23 protein-coding genes are annotated in these 25630 nt (G+C 53.3%); 4 read left to right on the top strand and 19 right to left on the bottom strand.

The genetic code is table 11. The annotated features are described in order from the left end of the window. Window positions 1–141: 141 nt before the first annotated feature. The gene (locus tag AC0LWM_RS25220) at window positions 142–870 is read right to left on the bottom strand and encodes a phosphonate ABC transporter ATP-binding protein (protein ID WP_474677777.1); all 729 of its coding nucleotides are present in this window, start codon (window positions 868–870) and stop codon (window positions 142–144) included. A gap of 179 nt (window positions 871–1049) precedes the next feature. Then, window positions 1050–2561, bottom strand: coding sequence for an N-acyl-D-glucosamine 2-epimerase (locus AC0LWM_RS25225; RefSeq protein WP_474677778.1), 1512 nt, complete (start codon window positions 2559–2561; stop codon window positions 1050–1052). A gap of 269 nt (window positions 2562–2830) precedes the next feature. Here AC0LWM_RS25225 and AC0LWM_RS25230 point away from each other — a divergent pair, with 269 nt between their 5' ends. Then, window positions 2831–3691: an AraC family transcriptional regulator gene (locus tag AC0LWM_RS25230; RefSeq protein ID WP_474677779.1), complete on the top strand. Its 861-nt coding sequence runs from the start codon at window positions 2831–2833 to the stop codon at window positions 3689–3691. A gap of 85 nt (window positions 3692–3776) precedes the next feature. Here AC0LWM_RS25230 and AC0LWM_RS25235 read toward each other — a convergent pair whose 3' ends face one another. From AC0LWM_RS25235 to AC0LWM_RS25250, 4 genes are all read right to left on the bottom strand, one after another. Continuing rightward, window positions 3777–6434 carry a GH116 family glycosyl hydrolase gene (locus AC0LWM_RS25235; protein ID WP_474677780.1) on the bottom strand — a complete coding sequence of 886 codons (2658 nt, stop codon included), beginning with the start codon at window positions 6432–6434 and terminating at the stop codon, window positions 3777–3779. Window positions 6435–6558: 124 nt separating this feature from the next. Then, window positions 6559–7371, bottom strand: coding sequence for an ABC transporter permease (locus AC0LWM_RS25240; protein WP_474677781.1), 813 nt, complete (start codon window positions 7369–7371; stop codon window positions 6559–6561). Continuing rightward, on the bottom strand, window positions 7355–8167 hold the full coding sequence (locus tag AC0LWM_RS25245) for an ABC transporter permease (protein ID WP_474677782.1): 813 nt from the start codon (window positions 8165–8167) through the stop codon (window positions 7355–7357). The genes AC0LWM_RS25240 and AC0LWM_RS25245 overlap by 17 nt, the downstream gene beginning before the upstream one ends. Before the next feature lie 12 nt (window positions 8168–8179). Continuing rightward, on the bottom strand, window positions 8180–9181 hold the full coding sequence (locus tag AC0LWM_RS25250) for an ABC transporter ATP-binding protein (protein WP_474677783.1): 1002 nt from the start codon (window positions 9179–9181) through the stop codon (window positions 8180–8182). Window positions 9182–9569: 388 nt separating this feature from the next. Here AC0LWM_RS25250 and lexA point away from each other — a divergent pair, with 388 nt between their 5' ends. Beyond that, entirely contained in the window at window positions 9570–10190 is a 621-nt protein-coding gene (gene lexA / locus AC0LWM_RS25255; protein WP_474677784.1) for a transcriptional repressor LexA, read from the top strand. Window positions 10191–10267: 77 nt separating this feature from the next. Here lexA and AC0LWM_RS25260 read toward each other — a convergent pair whose 3' ends face one another. The 6 genes from AC0LWM_RS25260 to AC0LWM_RS25285 form a co-directional block, all read right to left on the bottom strand. Next, the gene (locus AC0LWM_RS25260; RefSeq protein WP_474677785.1) at window positions 10268–13813 is read right to left on the bottom strand and encodes a carbohydrate-binding protein; all 3546 of its coding nucleotides are present in this window, start codon (window positions 13811–13813) and stop codon (window positions 10268–10270) included. 287 nt (window positions 13814–14100) lie between these two features. Next, the gene (locus AC0LWM_RS25265; RefSeq protein ID WP_474677786.1) at window positions 14101–14451 is read right to left on the bottom strand and encodes a VOC family protein; all 351 of its coding nucleotides are present in this window, start codon (window positions 14449–14451) and stop codon (window positions 14101–14103) included. Continuing rightward, window positions 14441–15682, bottom strand: coding sequence for a WG repeat-containing protein (locus AC0LWM_RS25270; RefSeq protein ID WP_474677787.1), 1242 nt, complete (start codon window positions 15680–15682; stop codon window positions 14441–14443). The genes AC0LWM_RS25265 and AC0LWM_RS25270 overlap by 11 nt, the downstream gene beginning before the upstream one ends. A gap of 374 nt (window positions 15683–16056) precedes the next feature. Then, window positions 16057–16200 (bottom strand): hypothetical protein, encoded by a 144-nt coding sequence (locus AC0LWM_RS25275; RefSeq protein ID WP_474677788.1) that lies wholly within the window; start codon window positions 16198–16200, stop codon window positions 16057–16059. Between the two features lie 53 nt (window positions 16201–16253). Beyond that, the gene (locus tag AC0LWM_RS25280; RefSeq protein WP_474677789.1) at window positions 16254–16718 is read right to left on the bottom strand and encodes a YhjD family protein; all 465 of its coding nucleotides are present in this window, start codon (window positions 16716–16718) and stop codon (window positions 16254–16256) included. Further along, the gene (locus AC0LWM_RS25285) at window positions 16715–17977 is read right to left on the bottom strand and encodes a DNA polymerase IV (RefSeq protein ID WP_474677790.1); all 1263 of its coding nucleotides are present in this window, start codon (window positions 17975–17977) and stop codon (window positions 16715–16717) included. The genes AC0LWM_RS25280 and AC0LWM_RS25285 overlap by 4 nt, the downstream gene beginning before the upstream one ends. Window positions 17978–18199: 222 nt before the next feature. Between AC0LWM_RS25285 and AC0LWM_RS25290 the strand changes: the two genes are divergently transcribed. Together AC0LWM_RS25290 and AC0LWM_RS25295 are read left to right on the top strand one after the other, a co-directional pair. Further along, window positions 18200–18373, top strand: a complete 174-nt coding sequence (locus AC0LWM_RS25290; RefSeq protein WP_474677791.1) for a hypothetical protein — start codon at window positions 18200–18202, stop codon at window positions 18371–18373. A 133-nt stretch (window positions 18374–18506) separates the two neighbouring features. Next, window positions 18507–18686, top strand: a complete 180-nt coding sequence (locus tag AC0LWM_RS25295) for a small acid-soluble spore protein H (protein ID WP_474677792.1) — start codon at window positions 18507–18509, stop codon at window positions 18684–18686. Between the two features lie 92 nt (window positions 18687–18778). On the opposite strand, the gene AC0LWM_RS25300 is transcribed toward AC0LWM_RS25295, so the two are convergent. The 7 genes from AC0LWM_RS25300 to AC0LWM_RS25330 form a co-directional block, all read right to left on the bottom strand. Next, window positions 18779–19129, bottom strand: coding sequence for a YmaF family protein (locus tag AC0LWM_RS25300; protein WP_474677793.1), 351 nt, complete (start codon window positions 19127–19129; stop codon window positions 18779–18781). Window positions 19130–19322: 193 nt separating this feature from the next. After that, the gene (glnA, locus tag AC0LWM_RS25305) at window positions 19323–20660 is read right to left on the bottom strand and encodes a type I glutamate--ammonia ligase (protein ID WP_474677794.1); all 1338 of its coding nucleotides are present in this window, start codon (window positions 20658–20660) and stop codon (window positions 19323–19325) included. 50 nt (window positions 20661–20710) lie between these two features. Further along, window positions 20711–21121 carry a MerR family transcriptional regulator gene (locus tag AC0LWM_RS25310; protein WP_474677795.1) on the bottom strand — a complete coding sequence of 137 codons (411 nt, stop codon included), beginning with the start codon at window positions 21119–21121 and terminating at the stop codon, window positions 20711–20713. Window positions 21122–21201: 80 nt separating this feature from the next. Further along, window positions 21202–22449: a methionine gamma-lyase family protein gene (locus AC0LWM_RS25315; protein ID WP_474677796.1), complete on the bottom strand. Its 1248-nt coding sequence runs from the start codon at window positions 22447–22449 to the stop codon at window positions 21202–21204. A gap of 12 nt (window positions 22450–22461) precedes the next feature. After that, window positions 22462–23754, bottom strand: coding sequence for a GTPase HflX (gene hflX, locus AC0LWM_RS25320; protein WP_474677797.1), 1293 nt, complete (start codon window positions 23752–23754; stop codon window positions 22462–22464). 59 nt (window positions 23755–23813) lie between these two features. After that, the gene (locus tag AC0LWM_RS25325; RefSeq protein WP_474677798.1) at window positions 23814–24776 is read right to left on the bottom strand and encodes an AAA family ATPase; all 963 of its coding nucleotides are present in this window, start codon (window positions 24774–24776) and stop codon (window positions 23814–23816) included. A gap of 405 nt (window positions 24777–25181) precedes the next feature. Then, window positions 25182–25630 (bottom strand): glutamate ligase domain-containing protein (locus AC0LWM_RS25330; protein WP_474677799.1); only part of this gene is annotated, 449 nt, incomplete at its 5' end.

Consider the following 25630-nt stretch of genomic DNA (forward strand, 5'->3'; position numbering starts at 1 on the left):
CCTTAGAATCTCTTCACCAGTTGCCTGTCAGCTACGAGGCGACTTGGCTCCTACCTCGGCCGGACTTGCACCGGCTAGTTGCGTCTAGCTTGGCTAGGCGCGCTAAAATGAAAAAAGCCGCAATTGAGCGGCTCCTTTGCTTTACAATATTAAATCCCGTTCGCGCTGCGTCAGCTTGCGGGCGCGGATATCGAGCGCCAGCTTGCCGTCCTTGAGTCCCCAGATTCGGGTCGCGAACCGTTCGGCCAGCTCCACCTGATGCAGCGCGCAAATCATGATGATTTGCTCCCGCTGGCACAGCTGCTTCAAATCCTCCATGACCGCTGCCGCGGCATGCGGATCAAGTCCCGACACCGGCTCGTCGGCCACGATGACCTTCGCTCCGTGGACAAGCGCCCGGGCGATCGCCACGCGCTGCTTCTCCCCGCCGCTCAGCTTATCCGCTTTGGAATGCGCCTTATCGAGCAGGCCAAGCTTCTCCAGCATATCCATCGCGCCCATATAGTCATCGTTGCGCACCATGCCGAGCGCGATGCGCCAGATCGGCGTTTGCTGATAACGGCCGATCAGCACGTTTTTGAGCGCTTTCTTATTGCCGAACAATACGGGCTTTTCCTCGAGGTAAGCCCATTCTCTGCGAATTTTTCGCTTGCCGTTCCATTTGCTCTGAAAAATATCGACGCCGTCGTACATGAAATTGCCCTTCGACCATGCGTCGTGTAAAGCAAGACAGCGCAGCAGCGTTGTTTTGCCGCTCCCGCTTCCTCCCAGCACCGCAATCAGCTCGCCGGGCTCCGCTTCGAAACTGATATCCGACAGCACGGTGGGGCCGTTCGGAAATTTCTTCATTAAATGCTCGACTTTGATCATCGTCCAGAATCTCCTTGCTTGTCTGTATATCCCTAGTTTATTTGAAAAACAAAGGGATGTACAGCCTTTTGCTCCGCATCGGCCGTTTTCGCGCGGTTTTCAAAGAATATGCTTTCAACGAGCGCCTGTCCGGTACGCGTTGCGGCGCCGCATGCCGGCGGTCTACCGTCAAAACAAGGTTATTCGATTTCTATGACCGTACCCGCCGGTGTCATAAGTGCGTCATAGCCTTTGAAAATCAACAATTCTGGCGTATTCGCTACGCCTTCGACCTGAAGCTTGAATGACTTTTTCGGGAACTGCTCCGATTTCAACACGACACGATTCCCGTCGACGGTAATATCGAGGCTCAGCTTTTTCGCCGTACCGCCATTCATGATCGCATAGTTGCCGGGTGCCTTTGCCGATGCCTCGTCTACCCGATGCTGGAACGAAACCGTCACTTGCCCTTCGTTGTCGCGCACCGCCTTGACCGGAATCGGCGCTTCCTCGTACATGTACTTGCCGATATGGTACTCGTATCCCGTCCACGTCCGGAAGCCAAGCTTCGTCACGCTTTCGCCGAATTCACGGAACCAGTCGTTCCCGCGCCGTGCCGCTTCGTCGGAGCCAAGATCCGCTTCGATCCCGATCGGCATGTCAGGGGCGCTTTCGCGGATTTGCCGGATGAACGGTTCGTAAGCTTCGGCATAATTCGGCTGCAGATCGGGCTTCAGCCAGTCCGGCCAATGCGTCTGCAAATAGAAAATATCCGGCTTCACCTTGGCGATCATCGACGGTGCGTCAAGCCCCTGCACCTCGCGCAGCTTGGCGACCGAATCCGGTCCCGCATCGATGCCCAGCGACCAAACGCCGATGCCTGCGGACGGTCTGGCCTCGCGGATGCCGCCTTTGCCGTTCACGAGCTCGTTCAGAAAATCGTTTACCGCTTCGACACGGAAATTCACCCATTTCTCGTATGTCGCCTTATCGTTCTTATAATATTTCGGCGACTGCGGATCGCGGAAATCCGGGATGTCCAGACCGTATTTCTCGCGAAAAGCCTCCTGCGCGATCGGGCCGACGTCCCCGTAAACGCCTGACTCCAGTCCTCCCCACTCGGGGAAGAACGGCTCCATAATCTCGACGCCATCGAACGGATTCGCCTTCACCATCTCGGCCAAAGCCTTCTTCTTCCACTCCGTATACGGCTTGCTGTGCATGGAAAGCCTTGCAAAACCGTCGTTCAGCGGTTTGACGAGCTCGGTTTGCCAGGAAGTCCATTCCGGCGGAAAACTCGCCGTCGTATACGCGCCATTGCCGAAAATACGCGCCCACACCTGGATGCCCCGCTGATGGAACGCTTCGATCAGCTTCGTTCGGATGTTGTACTCATCCACGACTACATAGTGAACCGTCTTGTAGCCCGCCAGCTGAATTTCGTCGGCAATGCTCTCCTCCGACCGGTTCAAGTAATACGGATACACCGGGTCCAGCTCGATGCCCGCGCCGGATGGCAGCTGGCCGAGCTTCTTCGCTAAGCTCATGTCCTCTTCCCCTTCGACCCGATCGGATTTGCCCTGCTCCGTGCCGCCGGACGCCGCAGGCGTTGTGTCGCGCGCTTTGCCCGCATACCAGAGCAAGCCCGCCGCCAGCAGCACTGCAACAAGCCCGACCGTCGCCCATATTTTTTGTTTCCTCCCTGCCCCCATGGGACACCTTCCTCTTTCCAATCGTGGAACTCCGTCGAGCCCATTTCGATTATATCATCACGTCTAATTGGAGGAAATTACTTTTTATATTATGAATATAGAAAAAATATTTCATAACCATGTTAGCTCATCACTACGTAGTCATTGCCTTCTAGCTTCCCCCCTGCCAAATTGACAACAATCCGCAGTTATGAGAGAATCCACACGTGTCGATGACCCGCCGGCTATCCAAAATACCGGCGAGCTTCACGTCGAATGGAGGTTGCGCAATGGAGTACCGGTTTATCTCCCATAAGATGGATGACAGAAGCAATGTCGATCTTGCCTTGTATGAATGCGGCGAAGAACAATACCGTCCCGATTATCGGGTCGGGCCTGCCGCAAGAGACCATTATCTGATCCATTATATCGATAAAGGCAAGGGAACGTTAGTCACCAAAGACCAAACGTTCGACATCCATCCAGGCGATGGATTTGTTATATATCCGGGCGAGGTCGTCACTTACGGCGTAGGGAATGATGATCCTTGGCATTGCTATTGGGTCGGATTTCACGGCCTGAATACGGAGAAATATTTGACGGAATGCGGCTTAAACGCCGAAAACCGGTTGTTTCATTTCGAGGATGACGGTGTGCTCGTAAATCATATGTCGGAGATCATACGCGCTTCCGACGATTTTGCCGTTCCCTATATTCGAAGCTTGGGACTGCTGTATATTTTCTTCTCCCTGCTGACGGAACAGCATGACAAGAACGATCGAAACCGGCCGTACCTGACCCGCGAAAATGTACACGTGCTTCAAGCCGTGCAATATATTCAGCATCATTACATGCATCGTTTCAAAATGTCCGAGCTCGCGGACCGGCTGGGGTATAACCGCAGTTACTTTTGCTCGATATTCAAGGCATTTATGAAAGTGTCGCCCAAGCAATATTTAATGAATATTCGAATCGCCAAAGCGTGCGAGCTCATGAAGCATACCGATTTGACGCTTGCGGAAATCGCCCGCTCAACCGGCTTCGAAGATCCTTTATACTTTTCGAAAATATTCAAAAGAGAACGATTCCATACGCCGCAAGCTTATCGGAATCAAGAGTTATGGAACATCGAAAAAAATAACCAAGGATAAACGGCTTGCGCCGTCCTGACCCGCGCATTTCAAACAAAAAACAAGGCACATCCGTCTCGCGGATACCCCTTGTTTTTCTTTACGCTCAATCCGCTCCGTTCACCACAAAAGTACAACCCGGCGTCAGAACGACAGTTTGATCGAATCGGATGGCAATGCGGCCCGAATCCGCGAGCGTCTCATAAGGCGTCGTTTCGCCGTTAACTCGTACGTGCTTGTTCGCCGGAAGGATATCCAGGATCAACGTATCGAACTTCAATTCGCCTGCTCGGCAAGTCAGCTCGAAGGTATCCGTTGACTTGGCGAAACGGCCGAACCCGGTCGGCGCAAACCAAGGCGCTTTCATGCGCTCCGAGGACGGGGCAAATTCGACCTGCCCCTTCGGCACATCCAGCTTAAAGCCGGTCGCCGACAGCAGCAAGCTCCAGCCGGACATCGCCCGGTAATAATGGTCCCCGCACTCCTCGTGGTTGAATATTCTTCCCGCTTGAAAATACCGTCGATCCACGTTGTCGGATAGTTCGATCGCTTGCTCGGCCATGCCGTACTCGAATAACGCCGAGGCAAAAGCAAATTCGATCCCCGACCAGTTCGCTTCCGCCTGAACGTTGCGATACGTGTACAACGTCGGCTTCGCCTGCTTCGGGTAAACCGCATTGATCAATCCCGTTTCGCAATGATAATTGTACCGCAATACGGCTTGCAGAGCCGCCTTGGCCTTCGGCTCGGCGATGAAATCTCCCAACCCGATCAGCTTCGCATACCATTGTCCGTCCATCTGGTCCGCCATGCAGCACTCGTCTCTTGTTTCGCCGTCCACCCATAGGCTGAAATATTCGTTATTCCACAGCTTGGCTTCGAAATGCCGTTTGCCGTTTTCGTATATGGCCCGCCATTTGAGCTTCAGCCGCTGCTCTCCCAGATCGTCCGCGAGACGCGACGCCGCCAACAGAGCCGCCAGCCACAAGCTGGAAATGTAGGACGGCGTTCCTCTGAATTGCCAAGCGTCATACGTATTGCTCTCCGTTTCCGTATCCGGCAAGCCGTCCCCGTCCCGGTCCAACGCCTCGATGCTGTCCATCGCCTTGACAATCGATCCCCATAGCCTGCGCACATAATCGAGGTTTCCGGTCCAGAGATAGTCTCGGCATACCAGCAGCACGTATTGCGGGTTCATGTCCACCCGGTCGAATCCGTTATCCACGGCGTAAAAATCCGGGGCAAAAAAGTGGTGTACCCTGCCGTCCTCCCGCTGAAACTTAGCCCCAAGCTCCATCTGTCCAAGCTGCAAATCCGGGAACAAGGCCAAAATATTAAACGAGCCCTGGTACGTAATGTCCATCGTATGAAACCCGCAGCTTCCGTAACCTTCCCAAATGGCAAAGTCCCCGTGCTTGGACCACCACGAGCACTTAATCAATGTGTTCAATTGATGGGTCCAATGATTCGCCAAAGAGGGATGCGCGTCGGAACAGTTCAGTTCGTCGGCGAACGCACGCACTCGCTGTAATACGTCACCCGAATTTTCACCCAGATAACGATTGACTTCCCTGGCGTCGTTGAACCAGTTGGCGTACATATGCCCGACGAAGCGGCCCATGTCGCTATAATGATTCGGGAAATGCCACGAGACGATAAATTGGATCGTCTTCCGCTCTCCCGGCTCAAGCGTTATGGAGGAGCACAGCGCCGCGTCTCCCCAAGTTTCATGACCTTCGGCGTCCGCCGCCATCTCGCGCATCTGCTTGATCATCATCCGAACATACTTTCGTTTTCCGGTTCGGTCCGCGAGCAGATTCTGATCGATTTCAAGAATGCGCCGATACGGCGATTCCGCGCTGGCTGCCTTTCGAATTTCCCGCATCAGTTCATCCAACTGCATGTCGCCGAATTGCTCCAGCTGTTCATCCGTAATGGCCAACAGATGCTCGGGCAATGTCTCGAAGCCCAGGTTCGGCAGCCGCCCCGTCTCCCGGAAGTCGAACAGATATGACTGCTCGGTCACGCCAAAGTCGCCGTATAACACATAGTTGGCGAAGTAACTGGAGAAATCGCTTCGAATGAAGCTGTTCTCCCCGCCGCTGACCGAAACGCTGATGCTGCCGTTATGCCGATGGGCGCCGGTTGCGTCGCTGTCCATCGTCACAGTCAGGCGATCGCCGCTTGCGTCAAGGCGATTTCTGAGCTGTCGCCGGCTATGTCCCCGATTGATCGGATTTTTCAATTTGCCGAGCAGCGATACCTCGACGTTCTCGCCGGTGACGTTGGCAATATGAAACAGGATATAAAAGCCCGGCATTCCACTTGTTCTGGAGTCCAGCGGGACAAACGGCGCGATATATTCCGCACGAATGCTGACGGGCAAGCTGTCGTCCGCATAGGCAAGCTCGCAGATCGGGAACGAGGCGTCGTAGCGGATTTGTTGGATTTCCTTATGCCACGAGTACATCATGGATCTGAAATCCGAGCTCTCGCTGTCATGCGACAGCTTGCGGATTTTGGGCAAGTCGTTCCCTTGTTGGGTGCGGATGTGAAAGGGCATGACGTGTTGATCGTAATCATACAAATGTTCCGCCTTATTTTTTGCGGGGTTCGTGCTGGCCCATTTGCCCGAATTAAAAATATGCCAGTCCCGCAGCGCGCCGTCCTGATGAATTTCAACCGTTCCTGTTCCAATGCCGCCTAACGCCATCCCGTTTTGCTGCCGTTTTTTATTTACGATGGAACCATAACTGCGCATCATACATCCCTCCTGTGATCCGATTATAGCCTATAACCCGATGCGCGAATCAGGTATAAACTTTGGCTGAATATGGAGGAATGTTAGGTGTAGCAGATGCAACAGGTGCAGCGGCCGCTTCCCGATGCTACATCCGCATCGTCATCACGTTGCCGGAGCTGTATCGCTTCAGCCCGCGGTAGAACAGCCAAATCCCGCCTCCGGCAAGCGCAGCGCCCATCCCGGCGGCACCGAGCAGGAACGGGACGTCGATGCCCCGCAGCAGCCCGATCGGCATATAGCTGATAAACCCTGCCGGAATGACCGTGAACAGCACGAGCTTGCCGAGCCCTTTGAATATATTCGTCGGGTACGTCGAAAACGCCAGCAACCCGTTGAACAGCTGGAAGCTGAGCCCTTCGGCATTGCCGATATAAAACGCGAGACAATTCGCGATCAAGATAAAAAACAAAAAGATCGACATCGCCGCCAGCAGCGCAAGCACGAACTTGATTGCACCGAGCAAGCTCAAGTCGCCGAACATCGCGTAGATGATTACGGCGAATATGAAATCGCCCATCGCGGAAACGGACATTCGGCTGATCAGCACATGCAGCAAGATCGGCTTCGGCTGCGTCATATACAAGTCGAGCTGACCTGTCGCGACCATATTGGCCACGTTGCGCGTATTGCCGAACAAGACGGCCATCAGGCCGTACCCGCCCGCGCTGACCGCCCACATCATCATGACGTCCTGCAGTGTCCAGCCGTTCACGATCTGGAACCGGTTGAAATAAATCGACCAGAACAAAATCCATACGACATTGTTGACAACCATCATGCCCGCCGTCAGCAAGAAGCTGAGTCGAAACTCCATCGCCCCCGCGATATTCAGCTTCCAACAGGTCCACACAAACGCTAGCAGCCTTGCGCCCTTTCTCCATCTATCCGCCATTGACATTGAGCTTCTTCACTCCTTTCCGATACATTGCCATCACGACCAAACCGAGTACGACAATCCACATCCATTGGATGCCGATCATTTGCAGCATCGTCCATGGTTCGTATTTCACCGCGGTTTTGGCGGCAAAATAAAGCACCGTCTGGAACGGCAGCCATTTGCATATGGCCTGCAGCAGCTCGGGGAATATTTCGAGCGGCATCAGCATGCCGCCGATCGTAAACAAAATCTTGTTATACACGAATTCGAGTCCCCTCGTTTCCTCCACCCAGAAGGCGCACAAGGCTACGATCATCGTGAGCAAAAAATTAGCCGTAATCGACCCAACCGCCACGAACAAGAATCCGATCCAGCCGAAGCCGAATTGCGGCAGCCCCAGCACAAGGATGCCGAGCAGCGAACCAACAGCCAGATTGATCAAGCAGCGCAGCGCCGCCTCGCCGATATATTGCACGTAATGCAAGCCGACGTAGCTGATCGGCCGCGTCAGCTTGTAGCCGACGTCGCCGCTTTTCACTTCTTCTTCGATGCGCTGCGGCAAGCTTGGGAAAGCCATGGACAGCGACTCCGTAAAAATCAAATACCAGATCATCTGCTCGAAGCGATAACCGGCAATGGTCACGTCTCCTCCGCCCTCGCCTTGGTACGTCGCTCCCCACAACTGCATGAAGATATACAGAATAACGACAAGAAATACCGTCCGCAGCAAAAAGTCAGTCACATACGCCAAATGATTGCGCACGGTAATTCGCCCGATCGCGGCAAACTTGACAACGGTTGATGCAATTGCGTTCATCCGGCTCCCCCCCTATACGGCCGAGCTTGCGGTTTGACCGCCCCGGGCATAAATATGGCCGATAATATCTTCCATCGGCGGGTCTTCGACCGTAACGTCCTCGATGCCGTACCGATCGATCACGAGCGACAGCACCGATTCGATGCTGGCAAGCGACGTGTCGACGGACAGCTTCAAGCCGTTGCCCTTGCTCTTCAGCACCTCGGCGCCCTCCAACACAAAAGTTTCCGCAGGCCGCTTCAGCTTCAAATGGACGGTTTTGTGCGTGAGGAAATCTTTTTTCAGACTGTTCACCTTGTCGTCGAAAATGAGCATACCGTGGTTGATGACAACCGCGCGCCTGCACAGCTGCTCCATGTCGCCGGGATCATGCGAGGTGAGGAAAATCGTCGTCCCTTCCTCGCGGTTCATTTCGCGGATCAGCTCGCGGATGCGCTGCTTCACGATAACGTCGAGCCCGATCGTCGGCTCGTCGAGAAAAATAATTTCCGGCCGATGCAGCAGCGCCGCGGCGATCTCGCATCGCATCCGCTCGCCCAGCGACAGCTTGCGGACCGGGGTGTGCAAATACGGCTCCAGCGCGAACCTCCGGACCAAATCGTCGCGACGGTGGATGAACTCGCTCCTCTTCAGCTCGTAAATGCGGCTCATCAGCTCGAACGTGTCGCTCGGCGGAAGGTGGTACCATAGCTGGGACTTCTGCCCGAACACCGTCCCGATCTTGTAAGCGAGCTTGTTCCGGTCTCGCCAAGGGCATAAGCCTAGAACATCGGCCGTACCGGAGGTCGGGTGCAAAATGCCGGCCAGCATTTTGATCGTTGTTGATTTGCCCGCTCCGTTCGGCCCGAGGAATGCCACCGTCTCCCCTTGCTCGATCGACAGGTCGATCGAATGCACCGCGATTTTCTCGGTATACTCCGGCTTCACGACCGATTTCAGGCTGGCGAGAAAGCCTTCCCTTTTCTTTTTCACTGCAAAAGCTTTGGTTAATCCTTCAATGCGTATTGCTCCCACGTTCGCTCCCCCAATCCTGTTATCTTCTGCCCTTTTTGCCCCCTGCTTCTTTATCCAATTAAAGCAAAAAAGACCTGCGGCCGTTTCGCCTAAATGGCGGAACTTGCCGAAGGTCTTTTATCCCCACGGTGTAGCACAGTACTTTCCGTGCCGGCTTCGCTTGGTTCGACCGGACAAACCGTCGGATCCCTAGAAGCCCTTCCAATGATTGTTATATACTACCATGCGGATTTCGGATTTGGCAACCGGATTTTCATGATTTTTTCTAAATCGTGTCATTTTTGCGGGGTGCGAACAAATTTTTGCATTTTTTTCGAACTTATGTTTGTGCGAACTCCGGTTCCGTGTTATAATTTCCATAATAAAGCTGCAATGTGGAGGAATTCATATGTCGAAACTATCCAACCGACAACAGGCGATCTTACAATTTATAAAAAACGAAGTCCGGGATAAAGGCTATCCTCCATCCGTTCGCGAAATCGGAGAAGCGGTTGGACTGGCCTCCAGCTCGACCGTGCACGGTCATCTGGACCGTTTGGAGAAGAAAGGGCTCATTCGCCGCGACCCGACGAAACCTCGCGCGATCGAGATTCTCGGCGGTGACGAATCGCTCAGCATGTTCGCCCATTCCATCGCCAAGGTGCCGATTGTCGGTAAAGTTACGGCAGGCGAACCGATTACGGCGACGGAGAACATCGAAGATTATTTCCCTTTGCCAAGCCATCTGGTGAACGACCAGCCTGTATTTATGCTCACGGTATCCGGGGACAGCATGATTGAGGCGGGCATTCATAACGGAGACTTTGTTGTCGTCCGCCAGCAGCAAACGGCCAATAACGGAGATATCGTCGTGGCGATGACGGAAGAGAACGAAGCAACCGTCAAGACGTTCTACAAAGAGAAGGATCATATCCGTCTTCAACCGGAAAACCCTGCCCTGAAGCCGCTGCTGCTGAAGCACGTCACCATTCTTGGCAAAGTCATCGGGCTGTTCCGCAATTTCCGCTAATCCGAGCAACGTACAGACACCCTCTATGCAGATAGGCATGATGCCGCTTTTGCACAGAGGGTGTTTTCATGTGAGAATTACGTTTTCGGCCTTTCGACGACAAGCGCGTCCAGGATCGCGATCTTGCCGGATGTTTGATGAACGACCTTGATCGTATGGGATCCCTTCCCAAGACCGCTTGCGCGGAATACATGCTGCTGCGCCAGCCTGATCGACGATGCGCAGTCAACGGTTGCATGCAATACGCCATCGATATAGACGTCGATATTCCCCATGTCGATATACTTCTCCGTAACGATTTCGATTCCGGTTCCTTCGAACGTGTACTCGTAGTAGTCCCCTTGGTCGATCAAATAGTGAACGTCGTTCTCGTAATCGCCGAAGGGCCGGTTCGAGTCGATGCCATAATTGCCGAAATACGCAATGGCCGGATCCGTGTCATTGATTATCGTCAGCTCGACGCTCGGATCCGATATAGTCAACGTATAGCTGCCCGATTGCCCTTCGTAGTCGACAGTCAACACGATCGTCCCCCATTTCAATGCCGTCACGAGTCCGTTCGCATCAACCGCCGCCACCGTCGGATCCGAGCTTCGGTACACGGCGCCCGACGTTATCGGCTTGCGGCTTCCGTCCATAGCAATCGCTGCCGCCTGTAACTGCGTCGTCTCGCCTGCATTCAGCTCAGCAGCCCCTTGTAGCTCAATCGCTTTCAAAACCGGTGTCCCGGCAGTTAAAGCGAACCGGTCCAGCAGCATGCCGGTTCCCGCCGGCCGGCTTTCGTATACGATCCGGAAGTGATGGATGCCTTCCGTTATTTTGATCCACTTGGTCACCGTCGTGAACGAACCATCTCCCCCCGTATCCGGCACTTCCACCAGACTCAGGTCGCCGTCCACTTCGAACCGAAACGTTTGTGCTTCATCCGAGGCAACCCGGAATTCAAACTTGTAAAAGCCCGTATGAGGTACATATACATTTTCATATCGCAAATAATCGTCCTTGTCAAAATCGCCGACGGCTTCCACCTCTTGCCCGCCATCCCTATAAGTGCCCACGACGACACCGGTACCGTGTCCTTCCCATGTATCGTCCTTGTTCAGATTCCACTGCATATTATAATGCTCGGCTTCGATTGTTTTGCTGAAGCCGCCCTGCAGGTTGAACTTTAGCCAATTCCAGACGAGCTGGGACTGCGCATCCGTCCATTCGATCTTGAACGAATGGGTGCCGGCCGTAAGCGGAATGATAAAGTCCGATGTCGCGAGCTTCTTGAGGCCGCCCGTATCGGTCAGGCTCAACTCATCTGTCGCTTCAACGCCGTCTACAAGCAATCTGAACTTCTGGTCCGGCGCGCCAGGCAGCGTGGAATACCGCATCTGAAACAAATAGGTTCCGCTCTTCGGCACCTGCACCTGATCGTACTCAAGCCAGTCCCCCGTATCAATGACGGATACGCCGACCGTACCGTCGTTATCGGGAGCATCTTCCGCCTGCAGCCAAGTGCCGAATTGGCCGGTCGGCGTTTCGGCCTGGATTTTGATCTCATCCGGGTTGTTCGAAGTAAACCGCATCCAGTTGATGAAGAACCAGCTGTTGGTCGTTTCCCGAACGACTCTCATCGTATGCCGGCCCGCAGTCAGATAAAGCTCTCTTTCCATCGTCCGGTACGCCTGGTATCCGCCTGAATTCGGCGTCTTCATCGTACCGAGCGCATCGGCGCCGTCGACTTCCAGACGGAATTCGTTCCCCTCATCCGACGACACCCGGAATTCAACGGTATAGCGGCCGGTTTGCGGCACGTCGATATTACCGTATTCCACCCATCCACCGGCATTCTCCATATAGACGGTATCGAATCCGCCCTCAGGGTTGATGGTGTAGGCAAACGCCCCGCCGCCGATTCTCGTATAGTCCTCGCTTTCCACTCTGAACTGGAATCTCGGCGAATCCAAGGAGGCCGCCTCTGTATCCATAGCTTCTACTGCAGGCGTATCTGCCTCTTCAGCTGCGCTTGCATCCGAAACCGCAGCCGCCGGCGTCTCCGCATCTGCCGCATCAACCGCGGTCGCTTCGGCCCCCTTCGCGGAGGTGACCGTGACGGACCCGATCTTATACATTTTGCCGGCGCCATTTTCCATCGGCATCGCGATAACCGGCTTGCCCGCTTCGTCAACAAAAGCGATTTTCAGATCATAAACCCCCGGACGTACTTTTGGCGCCAGCGTGAAGTTAGATTGAACCTCATGAAATTCGCCCTTGAACCATTTCCGTTGATCCAGCTTCCTGTCGATTCCGCTCCAGATGACTTTGCCGTTCGAGTTCGTCAAGATCACCTTCAGCGGATAAGCCTTCGGACTGAAGCCCGCGCCGTTGTTGGTCCATGTCTGACGTAACGTCAACTGTCCTCCCGCTGCCAATTCATCGTTATATACCGCCTTCTGTATGAGGAACCTGTAGCCGGAGTATCTTCCTAACGTCTCGAACCATTCCCCATACGCTTTCTTCATGTCCTCCCAATACCGGAAGCTCGTATTGTTGATGCCCTGAAGGTTCGTTCGATAGTCTTCGATCGCGTTCTGAACCACTTTTCGCGGATTGTTCAGCATGTTTACGGGATCGTTCCACGACGAACCTTCCGATACCTGGATATGATCGCGCCGGAGATAGCGGTTGTTCCAAGAAGCTTGGCTGTCCGGACCGTAATACATCCAGTTAAACGCGCTGTTGACCGTGTCGGATCTGAAGCCCCAGTTTGGATTTTCAGCCGCATAATCGTATGCGAACGCGGTATACCGTTTCTCCTGCGTATCGGCGTCCGGATCGTCCTTCCTTACGCCTGCACCCGCGTTGGGCATCATAACCATCGATTTTTTAAACGCTTCCTTATAAATATCGATAATGGCATGAAGCGTCTTCGTTCGCGTCTCCGAATCCGGCCAAGGAAAGAAGAAAGCATCGTTCCATCCCGACCATTCCCCGAACAATGCAAACGCTCTCAAATCGACCCAGGCGATCCCTGCATGTCCGTCATAGCGCTTGGCGAAGGCGGAGACGGCATCCTTCAGCTCCGTCAGATAAGCTTGGTCGTAATAAAGCGGCTGACGAATATAGTTCTGGCCCCCATTGTAGCTGACCATTCGGTAGGGAGCTTTCACGTCGTCAAATAACCAGGCGGGAGGATACTCGTAGGGAAAAACGCCGCTATCGTTCACAGCGTCCGGACCTTCGGACATGAGCAGCTGAATTTCCGCTTGCTTGCCCTCCTCTCGGATTCGCTTCAGGAATTGATCGATCCGTCCCCAATCCCATTTGTTATTCTTCGGTTCAAAATCGGCCCAGGCAATATGTATCCGTACGATATCGGCTTCCTCCGGGATATTCTTCTTCCCCTTGATGAAATCGGTGATTGCAGGGTCATCCGTAAACTTGAATCGCTTCGAGCCTTCCGGACTCGTATTCATATCAAACGCCGTTCCGGTATACGGGTTTCCGTGCAGCACTTCATGCGTATCGGTGAAGAATACCGTCTTCTCCGCCGCATAGACTTTCCCGTAATCGAACATGAAGATCAGCGTAAAGCAGATTACCGCAAGCGCAACGCCAAAACCAAACTTTCTCATGACAAGCACCTCACAGCATTCAAATTTTATCCATTCGAGACCGTGTATGAAACCGTTAGCTACCGCTCTTCCCTCCACTCCTTAGACCCCGGATCAAGGGCACATGACTGTGCAGAAATAACCCCCTTTATGATTAGAATATAAGCTCGGTAAGCGCTTACTCATTTAAAGCTTAGCAAATATCGTGTGAAGACGATGTGCGTTTCCTGTGAATTTGGCGTGAAGACGGCAAAGACTCACCCTTACGTCGGGTGAGTCTTCGTCATGTTATGTTTATCTTGACTGGATCACGCGTGAGCAAGAATGTTCACGAGCTTGCCGAACGGGTCGCGTACATAAAATCGCCGAACGCCCCAAGGCTCGTCCGCCGGCCCGTATTCAATCGGGAAACCCGCTTGCTTCATGCGTTCCAGCGTTTCGTCAACATCGTCAACCTCAATCGATAAATCCGGCGTAGGCGTGCCTGACCCGCCTTGCGACGCGAAGCTGATCTGAATGCCCATCTCCTCGCTCGAGCCGTACGTCCCGATCCACCCATGATCCATGAGCAAATCCAAGCCGAGCACGTCCTGGTAAAAGCTTTTCGCTGCCGCGATGTCTTGCGTTTGGATATTCGCAACGATCCGTTTAACCTTCATTTGCGCTCCCCAATCTCGACTCTTCCGTTTCGATTTGTATAATTCCCCATTTACCATCTTTTTTCACGATTGAAAGCCCTTCGTTAAAAAATATCGCCGAATCTCCTCCATATGGCGAATCATATTCCAAAGGTACAATAATACTTCCCGTTTTATCTATAACACCGTATTTACCGTCTTTTTTTACTGACGCATATCCCTCTTTAAAAGAGCTTACGCTGTCGTAATCATTTTCTAGCGGTATGATAACTGTTCCTGTTTTATCAATAAAACCGTATTTGCCATCTTTCTCCACCCGTGCAAGCCCTTCTTGGAAATGACCCAGCTCATCAAAATCCGTCGGAAACGGAATATTTCCCGATGTATCTATGTAGCTTTGTTTACCGTCTTTTACCGCAACCGCTAATCCTTCGCAGAAACAGGGCTTACCCTCATACTCGATCGGGAGTACGATTGTACCTGTTTTATCTATAAAACCCCATCGTTGTTTCCTATATGCCTCTTCACATCTTTTTGAAAATTGTTCCGTGCTCTCGTTTTCTAACCTCGCTACTTCAATAAATTTATCTGGCGTCACTGCTGCGATACCTCCGTGGAAACCGCCAATCTCCTCGTATTCAAGCTCAAGCGGAATAACCATCTTGCCCATTTTATCGATGTAGCCTTTTTTACCGTTTTTTTCGACAGGCGTAAGACCTTCGCTGAATCCCCAAGGCCATTTGAAATCATATTCAAACGGTATGACAGTTTCGCCGGTTTTATTGATATAACCGAATTTACCGTTTTTTATTGTGGGTGCAAGACCTTCCTGGAAAATGAATGCCCAGTCATATTCAAACGGTATGACAACCTCGCCTTTTTTATTTAAAAATCCCCATTTGTCGTCTTTTTTAACTGCTGTAAGTCCTTCGGTGAACATGTGTGTGTTGTCATATTCAAAAGGAATAACAACCTTTCCTTTTTTATCAAGGTATCCAAATTTTCCGTCTTTGTTCATTAAGGGTGCAAGACCTTCGCTAAAACAAGGGTTATTCACAAATTTCGGACGACCGTTTAAGTCTCCATATCTCCCGTAATATTCCAGTGGTATAACAACTTCACCTGTTTTATCTATATATCCAACTTTAAATTCTTCGCAGTTATTTCGGACAAATGCAAGCCCTTCCCGAAATCCGCCTATATAATCGTATTCTCCGATTATTGTTCTAAATAAATATTTCACTTTATTCATCACGTTATTCCCCCCTCCTCGTATAAATTTGTTGCTTTCCATTTCGTATTTCTTTTGATTATTTTAACAATAAAAAAACGCGAAACCGATAAATTACTAGCGTTTAACTCAAACTGCATAGGTCATGATTTAATGATATTGTAACATAAATTTTGGTAAAAATGCAGACTCGTATTATACCCGAATACCCCGTATGATTAGGTGTACCACTGATTAGGTGTACCACAATAACATGTGGATTTCGAGGTAGGAGGGATTCCCCTGTTCGGCGGCAGTCCGGGAATTTACTTCCACATCGAAGACTGCCGCTGCTTCTTTTATCGCCCGACCCGGGCTGCACTAACTTAAATCTCTACTCCCTCGGCTCTGCTTCTTCATTGCAAAGTATCTACCGAAGCCGCTCCGCCCTCCCCCGCAATCGCCGATACGAGCATGGAGATCGCCTTGCGCAGCTCCCCCACCTCCCGCAGCAAAGCCGGTTCGCGCTCATAGGCGTCGATGGCCGCCAGCAAGCCCATATCCTGACCCGCGCGCTGCCGAAGCTGCTCGCAATGCTCATGGTGCCACGGGTTTATTTGAACATCGCGGCGAAATACTTTCCCAGCCGGACGCTCATTTCGGCCCGCACGAGGTCCCTCGTGATGGCGAACCGGTCCTCGTAGCCCCGGCAAACATATTTGTACCACATCGTGCTATCCCGATGCTCATCCTCCCACACTTTAATGCTCTGTCCGCGCAGCTCTTTGCGCACCTTTACGAGATCGCTGTGAATGCGGTCCATCAGCACATCGATCGCCATCACAAACAAATCCTTCAGCGGGTGAACGATCTTCTCCGCGCTTTTGCGTCCGTTCTCCGCATAAGTTAACAGCGTCGGCAGCAGGACAAAATCCCGAATCAGCAGCAATTCCTCTTTTTGCGGACCGCGCCGGTCTTCCGGCTGAGGACGCTTCCGTTCGATCAACGCCTCCCTGTGCTCCGGCAGCATCATCCGGCTTGATTCCCAGCGCCCGTTCTCTTCAAGCTTCTTGCTCATTTGTAGTGCCCTCCAATCTTCACGCTGCGCTCTCGCGCCTGTCCTGCGGCAAGCAGCGACGACGCCCTGGAAATGGACGCCATCCCGTATTTGCCCTTAATGGCATCGGTGGCTCGCTCCAACGCCCGGGTTCGCTCGCGGTCGCCGAACAATGTAAGCTGATACTCGTCGTCATCCGACAATCCCCCCAAGGTGACGCCGATTTTGCGCACCGGCTGGCCGTCCCAGTGACGGTAGAACAGCTTGCGCGCCGCTTCGTACACCTCGTTCGTCAGGTTGGTCGGATCCGGCAGCGTCGCTTGCCGAAAAAAACCGGTCGGCCGGTCAAAATCCGCTCCCTGCGCACCGGCTACGACGACCCGCCCCATCACCCCCTTGGACCGGCAGCGGCGGCATACTTCCTCGGACAGCTCCAGCAGGATAACGTCAATTTCGTCTTTTTTGCCGTAATCTCGCGGCAGCGTCATCTGGTGGCCGACCGCCTTCTGGCCCTTCTGGACCGTGCTTGGCGAGACCGGGCTCGGATCGATTCCGTTAGCCGTCTGCCAATACAGCTCAGCTTGAATGTCGCTGTTCCTGCCGAAGCGCAACCGCATCTTGTGCTTCAGGTCGGCAAGGTTCGTTTGCGCCAAATCCCCGATCGTATAAATGCCAAGCAGCGCAAAATGCGCCATCATCCGCGAGCCGACGCCGAACATCTTGTTGATCGGCTGCGGCCACAAATACGTCGCAAGCTCGGAATTCGGCAGCGTAAAGATGCCGTCCTGGTTCTTCTTGGCGAAAATATCGGTCGCCATCTTGGCGAGCACCTTCGTGGAGCTGATGCCGACTCTCGTCCACACTCCCGTGGATAGCAAAATCTTATGTTGAATATGCTGTGCAATCTTCTCCGGCGATCCGAAATAAGAAAACGAACCGGTTACGTCAAGAAACTGCTCGTCGATGGAAAACGGCTCCACCAAGTCCGTAAACGACTCAAAAATTTCCGTAATCAATATCGATACGTCGATGTACGTTTGCATGCGCGGCTTCATGATAACGAGCTGCGGACATTTGCCGAGCGCTTCGCCGAGCGTCTCCGCCGTCGATACGCCGTGTTGCTTGGCAATCGGGCATGCAGCCAAAATAATGCCCGAACGACGCATCGGATCTCCGGCAACCGCAACCGGCCGGTCTTTGTACTCAGGATGTGCGGCCTTTTCGACTGACGCATAAAATGACTGACAATCCGCAAGCATAATCACTCGATCTTTCTTCATCCTGTTCGCTCCCAATGAGAACATTCGTTTGTATTTATTATATGCAAACATACGTTCTTTATTCAATAGGTATATGCTGACATCGCAAAAATATTATGTTGGCCCGTCCGGCGCAAAATCTAGTTATTAAGGCCGAAGGAATACTGGAATAAAATGGAGTATTAATAAAGAATACCGGTTCGAATGGTTCTGCACCTGCAAATCACATGATCGGGGTGCAGGATGGAATATTACATTTGCTACCGGGGCCGGAGGTTGCTTAAGTTCAACGACAAGGACGAAGCGATTCGGGAGTTGTTTGTGCTGAAGGCCGCATTTCGGGATCTCAGCCTGCAGACGGTCGATAAAAAAACCGGGAAGGTCATCGGCAAAATCAGCACGAAAAAAAGCCGCTAGCGAACATCCGCCAGTGGCTTATAAAATCATGCGCGGCAATTCCATCCTTTTGAAGGGAACACGGATAAAACCATATATTTACGTCATACTAAGACGGTGATGCACCAAAAGATTGCCTCGGAGGTCGTTAACTATGAACAAGCAAAGAGCGCAAGAAATCGCGGCTTCGCCCGTTATGGCCCATGTCACCTATCTAGGGACGCCAATCTATATTCAAAACGTGGACGAGCAAAACGAAACCGCGCGAATTTATCCGCTCGGCCAGCCGGAGAACGAGCAGAGCGTGCCGCTCAGCAGTTTGGCTGAACATTGAGAAGCAACAAAAAAAGGTCGTTGACACGTTGTCAATGACCTTCTTTTTGCGGCGTGCTATCGTTAACGCGACCTTTTTGCAAGATCCCGTCCCTATACAAGAGGTTTTTGAATCAATGTGGCAAAATTGAACTGATGCATATGACCGTCGTTTCGTGTCGTCATTCCGTTTACGAAATGCACATGCTTGCCCTTGCCGACGGGAATGGCAAGCCCTGTCTTGATTTTTTTGAGATTATGAAAATGGTTCAAAAAATCGGTATGCGTCAGATCGATCTCGTGAAAATGGCTTTTCCCCTTCCGGATGACTTGCCCGGTGACGCCCGCAAAACGATGATTATGCCGATCCGCTCCCGCTTCCGCCAACTTCGTACTTCCCTCAAATTCATGCACGTGCGTTTGTTTTTTCGTTTTTTTGCATGTTTTCGACACGGATTTACCCAAGACGATCACTCCCTAGGGATTAGTCATTCACGGGTATAGTATTACGATTGGCAAAAGATTGTGATAGACGCGCGTCCCCTACGAAAAGCGCCACTCCATCTTCGGTTTACGAACTTCAAGCAGATACAATTTCGGACAGCAATACTAACGAACAAAAAACCTCTTGCGCCTTGCGGCACAAGAGGTTTCGCTATTAATACAACGTGATGTACTGATCGCGTTCCCATTGGTGAATTTGCGTGCGATACATATCCCACTCGATCTCTTTCAGCTCGATGAAGTGAGCGAGCGCGTGATCGCCCAGCGCTTCGCAGATGACGTCGTCGCCCATCAGCTCGTCGATCGCTTCCTTCAGGTCAAGCGGCAAGCTCGGAATGCCCTCTTCGACGCGCTCTTCTTCGGACATGATGTAGATGTTCCGGTCCGTCGGCGCAGGCAGCGGCAGCTTGTTCTTGATGCCGTCGAGTCCCGCCTTCAGCATCACGGCAAGCGCCAAATAAGGGTTCGCCGCAGGGTCCGGGTTGCGCACTTCGATCCGCGTGCTGAGGCCGCGGGAAGCCGGGATCCGTATCATCGGGCTGCGGTTCGACGCAGACCACGCTACGTAACAAGGAGCCTCGTAGCCGGGAACAAGACGTTTGTACGAGTTGACCGTCGGGTTCGTGATCGCCGCGAACGCGCGAGCGTGGCGAAGGATACCGGCCATATATTGGCGAGCGGTTTCGCTTAAGCCCAGCTTGTCTTTCTCGTCGTAGAACGCGTTCGTGCTGCCTTGGAACAACGATTGGTGACAGTGCATCCCCGAACCGTTGACGCCGAACAGCGGCTTCGGCATAAACGTCGCATGCAGGCCGTGCTGGCGGGCGATCGTTTTGACCACGAGCTTGAACGTTTGGATTTGGTCCGCCGCTTTGATCGCGTCGGCATATTTGAAGTCGATTTCATGCTGGCCCGGCGCAACCTCATGGTGCGACGCTTCGATTTCGAAGCCCATTTCCTCGAGCGTCAGCACGATTTCGCGGCGGCAGTTTTCGCCAAGATCGGTTGGAGCAAGGTCGAAATACCCGCCTTGGTCGTTCAGCTCCAGCGTCGGGTTGCCGTTATTGTCGGTTTTGAACAGGAAAAACTCCGGCTCCGGACCAACGTTCATCGCGGTATAGCCGAGCTCCTCGGCTTCCTTCAGGGCACGTTTCAGGATGCCGCGCGGATCGCCCGCAAACGGCGTGCCGTCCGGCATATAAATATCGCAGATCAGACGAGCGACGCGGTCTTCGGTCACCCAAGGGAAAACGACCCACGTGCTCAGATCCGGGTACAGGTACATATCGGATTCTTCGATGCGAACATAACCTTCGATGGAGGAGCCGTCGAACATCATTTTGTTGTCGAGCGCTTTCTCTAGCTGGCTGACCGGAATTTCAACGTTTTTGATCGTACCGAGCAGGTCGGTGAACTGCAAACGAATAAACCGGACATTCTGTTCTTTGGCAATGCGCATAATGTCTTCGCGTGTATAATTGGTATTCATCATAGCCACTCCCTCGAATTGTTTTAACTCGCTCTCTAGTTCGGAATTCCAATTTACTTCTTAAAGAAACGGGACAGCTCGCCTTGAATCAAGGAAACTTGACCCGGTCTTTTCTCTGTCAGTAACTGACGCTTCAACATCCGGTGAAGCTGCGTATCGGACAATTCCTTCCGCTTCACTTCACTGTGCTCGGTGAGTACGGTCGCTTCTTCGGAGCCCTTCTCGACCGGCTTCATCACTTGCTTGATGCCGGCGATGTTCACGCCCTTCTCAATCAAAGCTTTAATTTCGAGCAAGCGCTCCACATCGTTAAACGAAAAAAGTCGCTGGTTGCCGTTCGTTCGCGCCGGGATGATCAATTCGTGCTGTTCGTAATACCGAATTTGCCGCGCGGTCAGGTCGGTCAGCTTCATTACGATCCCGATCGGGAAAAGCGCCATATTCCTCCGAATATCGTCACCCATTGGCATCAACCTTCCAGTGATAGTTAGATAGTTTCATTGTACAGTTGCGACAAAAACGTGTCAAGTTATGTGAGGTTTGGTTACAGTAATTCACGCTTGATTAAATTGTCAAGTGCTGTTAAAACGCCTAACTTGGCGTGCGCATACGTCAACCCGCCCTGCATGTAGGCGATGTACGGCTCGCGGATCGGCGCGTCCGCCGACAGCTCGACGCTGCCGCCCTGAATGAACGTGCCCGCCGCCATGATGACCGGATGCTCGTAGCCCGGCATGTCCCACGGAACCGGCACGACATGGGCGTCGACGGCCGAAGCCTGCTGGATGCCTTGAACGAAGGCGATCAGCTGCTGCTCGCCGCCGAAGCGGACGGCCTGGATCAAGTCCGTGCGCGATTCATCCCAGCGCGGGTGAGTCATGAAGCCGAGCTCCTCGAACATGGCGGCGGCAAAAATACTGCCTTTGACGGCTTGTCCGACGATATGCGGCGCCATGAACAGGCCTTGGTAGATCGAGCGCGTCTGGCCGAGCATCGCGCCGACCTCGCTGCCGATCCCCGGCGCGGTATGCCGATATGACGCCTGCTCCACGTAAGCGTGCTTGCCGACGATATATCCGCCGGATGCGGCCAATCCGCCGCCGGGATTTTTGATGAGCGAGCCCGCCATCAGATCGACGCCGACCTCGGTCGGCTCCGTCTCCTCCGTAAATTCGCCGTAGCAATTGTCGACGAACACGATTACGTCCGGTTTAAGCGCCTTCACCCGGCGAACCATCTCGCCGATCTGCTCGACCGTATAGGAAGGCCGCCAATCGTAGCCGCGCGAGCGCTGGATGCCGATCACCTTCGTCCGCTCGGTTATCGCCGCCCCGACACCGTCCCAATCGATGGCTCCGCCTTCGAGCAGCTCGACCTCGTTATAGCCGATGCCAAAATCGCGCAGCGAGCCCGTCCCGTCGCCTTTCTTACCGATGACCTTGCGCAGCGTGTCATATGGCTTGCCCGTAATATAGAGCAGCTCGTCCCCCGGACGAAGCACGCCGAACAGCGCCGTCGCAATCGTATGGGTGCCGGACGCGAAATGAGGGCGAACGAGTCCCGCCTCGGCGCCGAATACTTCGGCGTACACAAGATCGAGCACCTCGCGCCCCCGGTCGTTATAACCGTAACCTGTCGACGATGCAAAATGATAGTCGCTTACTTGATGCTTCTGAAAGGAGCGGATGACCTTCCATTGGTTCCGCTCCGCCATAGTATCGCACTGCTGAAGCTTGCCCGCGATGCGCGCCTCGACAACCTCCAGCAGCCGTTCGATTCGTTCCGAAAACATGTTTCTCTCTCCCTACGCCTGCTGACTAAATTCTTCGAGCATATAACCGTTTTTGCTGTAGTCCTGCTGGTTCAGCCGCACTCGGAAGAGCAGGTGCTCCCCGTCGTCCTCGACATCCTGCTCCAGCACTTCCCCCGTCCGGTACAGCATGGAAATGATATCGCCCTTATCCGCTGGAATGCGGAACGTCCGCGTGTCGCCCATCAACTTGTCCTGAAGGGTCGCGAGTACGCGCTCCAAATCGGCAGCGTTATAAGCGCTAATTTTCAGCACGTCGTCGCTGACCGGAATCATCTGCAATTGCTCCGGCGTGCATAAATCGATTTTGTTAAACAGCGTAATTTGCGGTTTGCCTGCCGCGCCCAGCTCCGTGAGCACCTGCTCGACCACGCGCATCTGCTCTTCGCGCATGTCCGCCGAGCTGTCGACGACATGCAGGATCAGGTCCGCTTCGCAAGCCTCTTCCAGCGTGGCGCGGAAGGCGGCGATCAGATCGTGCGGCAGGTTCTGGATGAAACCGACCGTGTCCGTCAGAACGACTTCCTTGCCGCTTGGCAGCCCCAAAGTCCGGGACGTCGGGTCAAGCGTCGCGAACAATTGGTTCTCGACATAGACGTCGGCATTCGTCAGCTGCTTGAGCAGCGTCGACTTGCCCGCGTTCGTATAGCCGACGAGCGCCACTTGGAAGATGCCGGTTTTCTTGCGGCGCTCCCGGTGCAGCGTGCGGTGCCGCACGACGTCCTGCAGCTGCTCCTTCAGCTCGCTGATCCGGCCCCGGATATGACGGCGGTCGGTTTCCAGCTTCGTTTCCCCCGGTCCGCGCGTTCCGATGCCGGCGCCGAGACGCGACAAGTTTTTGCCGTGCCCCGAAAGCCGTGGCAGCAAGTAGCTGAGCTGCGCCAGCTCGACCTGAATGTTGCCTTCGCGGGTTTTGGCCCGCTGCGCGAAAATATCCAGAATGAGCTGCGTTCTATCGATTATTTTGACATCAAGCGTTTCTTCCAAATTGCGAACTTGAGCGCCGGACAGCTCCTGATCGAAAATCGCCGTATTCGCGCCATGCGCCTCAAGCCGCTCCTTCAGCTCGAGTACTTTTCCTTTGCCGATAAACCATTTCGGGTCTTTCGTTTCCTTGTTCTGCGACATCGTCTCCAGCACTTCGACGCCTGCCGTTTCGGCCAGCTTGACGAGCTCCTGCAGCGAGTATTCGGCCAGCGCCGCGTTCGTTTTCATATCGCTCGTCACAAGGCTGACCAGAATCGCCCGATCGACGGTTTTAACATTTTCATGAATCGTAGCTTTCATTATATCCCTCATTTCATCCGGATGGCGATCCGGATTATGGGCCGGACGTATCCATTTTTTCACTTTTGGTCTGTTTTTATGTCCTCAGGCCGCAAGGTCATCAGCTCTTGCCTGCCCGGCGAGCCGCTAGAGTATTGACCGAGCAAGCGGACAGCCTGGTAACGGATCGACTTCTCGATCAGATTGCGCACGTAACGGGCATTGCTGAACGCATGCAGCGTATTGCACTTCTCCGTCAGCAGATGCTGGCGCAGCTTGAAGATCGCTTGCGGCAGCAGCGTATAGTCCCGGGCCTTGGCCATCATTTCGGCGATTTGCACGAGCTGGTCGACCGAATAGTCGGGAAAATCGATTTGGATCGGGAACCTCGAAGGCAGCCCGGGGTTCGTCTGCAGGAAAAATTCGATCTCCGACGTATACCCCGCAAGGATCAGAATGAACTGATGGCGGTAGTCCTCCATCGATTTGACGAGCGTGTCGATCGCTTCCTTGCCGAAGTCCTTCTCCCCGCCGCGAGCGAGGCTGTAGGCTTCGTCCACGAACAGAATGCCGCCGATCGCCTTTTTTACCAAATCTCGCGTTTTTTGCGCCGTATGTCCGATATATTCGCCGACGAGATCGGCCCGTTCCACTTCGATCAGATGTCCTTTGCTCAGGACGCCCATCTGCTGGAACATTTTCGCCACGATGCGCGCAACCGTCGTTTTACCGGTGCCGGGGTTCCCTTTGAAGATCATATGGTACACGTGCGAACCGCTACTGAGTCCCGCATCCGCTCGCATATGCGAGATTTGCAGCAGCGCGTATATCTCGTAAATGATATCTTTTACATGGTCCATTCCGACCATGGCGTCAAGTTCCTTCTGGATTTCCGTAAATTGGCCGTAAAGCGGCTGCTGCTTGACTGCGGCCGCCGGTTCCGCTTCAACCGGGTTCTCCTGTTGGCGCAGGACGACATTGATCTGTCTGGAGGGTCTTGCCTGATTGCGCGATTCCGCCGCCGGTACGACTCGGACATTCACTATGCATCACCTCATCGATTTCTCCGTGCTAGCAATATACGCAAGAGCCCAGAAAAGGGTTCTTTCGCAGCGGTGCGAGCAGCCGGAAACTCGGTTCTTTGATGCCATTGTATTCTTACTCCCATGTCCATATTAGCAGTTTTCAGGCAGCTTGGCTAATAGACAGTTCGGTTATAAGAAAAGCTTCCTATCCGAAGTTTCTCCACGATGTATGACCCTGCGTAAGTTGAAGCTTTTCTTGGTAAAGAAAGTTCTCTTTCGCTTTTATGCTTAGCGAACTACAACTTTCTTTAATGTTAAGAAAACCTTCCAACGAAGTCTTTTCGAGGATGCGTAACCGGGTATTAGCGGTAATTTTTCTTGCCAAATCGAATTTAGGCCACTGCGCTATCTGCGGAAAGCCCGCTACGCCAGCAACCCCTGGACGATTTCCTCCAGCGCCACGCCGCGCGAGGCTTTCACCAATACAAGATCCCCTGGTCCGATCAGAGAACGCGCTTGCTCCAATAGCTCCTGCTTCGTCGAACACATGAACACGCGTCCGGCCGGATAAGCCGGCATCGCTTCCAAGGCCATATGCTTCGCAAGATCCCCGATGGTCAAAATATAATCGACGCTTCCCGCAGCAAGCTTCCGTCCAATGTCCCGATGAAGCTCCGCCGCATCCGCCCCAAGCTCAAGCATGTCGCCAAGTATGGCAATTTTCCTTGCATGCCCCGTCATTTCGCTGAGCGTAACAATGGCAGACTCCATCGAAGCCGGACTCGCATTCCACGCATCGTTGATGATGGTGGAGCCGTGCCTTCCCGTGAGCTTCTCCATTCGCATCCCGGTCAAGCGGGCTTGCGCAAGCC

The organism is Paenibacillus sp. sgz302148, from assembly GCF_056120465.1.

What these genes read in the sequence shown, in the direction of transcription:
- AC0LWM_RS25240 (WP_474677781.1), bottom strand. Translation starts at nt 7,371, where the DNA reads ATGTCAATGGCGGATAGATGGAGAAAGGGCGCAAGGCTGCTAGCGTTT.
- AC0LWM_RS25285 (WP_474677790.1), bottom strand. Translation starts at nt 17,977, where the DNA reads ATGAAGAAAGATCGAGTGATTATGCTTGCGGATTGTCAGTCATTTTAT.
- AC0LWM_RS25290 (WP_474677791.1), top strand. Translation starts at nt 18,200, where the DNA reads ATGGAATATTACATTTGCTACCGGGGCCGGAGGTTGCTTAAGTTCAAC.
- AC0LWM_RS25230 (WP_474677779.1), top strand. Translation starts at nt 2,831, where the DNA reads ATGGAGTACCGGTTTATCTCCCATAAGATGGATGACAGAAGCAATGTC.
- glnA (WP_474677794.1), bottom strand. Translation starts at nt 20,660, where the DNA reads ATGATGAATACCAATTATACACGCGAAGACATTATGCGCATTGCCAAA.
- AC0LWM_RS25225 (WP_474677778.1), bottom strand. Translation starts at nt 2,561, where the DNA reads ATGGGGGCAGGGAGGAAACAAAAAATATGGGCGACGGTCGGGCTTGTT.
- AC0LWM_RS25280 (WP_474677789.1), bottom strand. Translation starts at nt 16,718, where the DNA reads ATGAGCAAGAAGCTTGAAGAGAACGGGCGCTGGGAATCAAGCCGGATG.
- AC0LWM_RS25220 (WP_474677777.1), bottom strand. Translation starts at nt 870, where the DNA reads ATGATCAAAGTCGAGCATTTAATGAAGAAATTTCCGAACGGCCCCACC.
- AC0LWM_RS25275 (WP_474677788.1), bottom strand. Translation starts at nt 16,200, where the DNA reads ATGGGCTTGCTGGCGGCCATCGACGCCTATGAGCGCGAACCGGCTTTG.
- lexA (WP_474677784.1), top strand. Translation starts at nt 9,570, where the DNA reads ATGTCGAAACTATCCAACCGACAACAGGCGATCTTACAATTTATAAAA.
- hflX (WP_474677797.1), bottom strand. Translation starts at nt 23,754, where the DNA reads ATGAAAGCTACGATTCATGAAAATGTTAAAACCGTCGATCGGGCGATT.
- AC0LWM_RS25315 (WP_474677796.1), bottom strand. Translation starts at nt 22,449, where the DNA reads ATGTTTTCGGAACGAATCGAACGGCTGCTGGAGGTTGTCGAGGCGCGC.
- AC0LWM_RS25270 (WP_474677787.1), bottom strand. Translation starts at nt 15,682, where the DNA reads ATGAATAAAGTGAAATATTTATTTAGAACAATAATCGGAGAATACGAT.
- AC0LWM_RS25295 (WP_474677792.1), top strand. Translation starts at nt 18,507, where the DNA reads ATGAACAAGCAAAGAGCGCAAGAAATCGCGGCTTCGCCCGTTATGGCC.
- AC0LWM_RS25265 (WP_474677786.1), bottom strand. Translation starts at nt 14,451, where the DNA reads ATGAAGGTTAAACGGATCGTTGCGAATATCCAAACGCAAGACATCGCG.
- AC0LWM_RS25260 (WP_474677785.1), bottom strand. Translation starts at nt 13,813, where the DNA reads ATGAGAAAGTTTGGTTTTGGCGTTGCGCTTGCGGTAATCTGCTTTACG.
- AC0LWM_RS25235 (WP_474677780.1), bottom strand. Translation starts at nt 6,434, where the DNA reads ATGATGCGCAGTTATGGTTCCATCGTAAATAAAAAACGGCAGCAAAAC.
- AC0LWM_RS25310 (WP_474677795.1), bottom strand. Translation starts at nt 21,121, where the DNA reads ATGGGTGACGATATTCGGAGGAATATGGCGCTTTTCCCGATCGGGATC.
- AC0LWM_RS25245 (WP_474677782.1), bottom strand. Translation starts at nt 8,167, where the DNA reads ATGAACGCAATTGCATCAACCGTTGTCAAGTTTGCCGCGATCGGGCGA.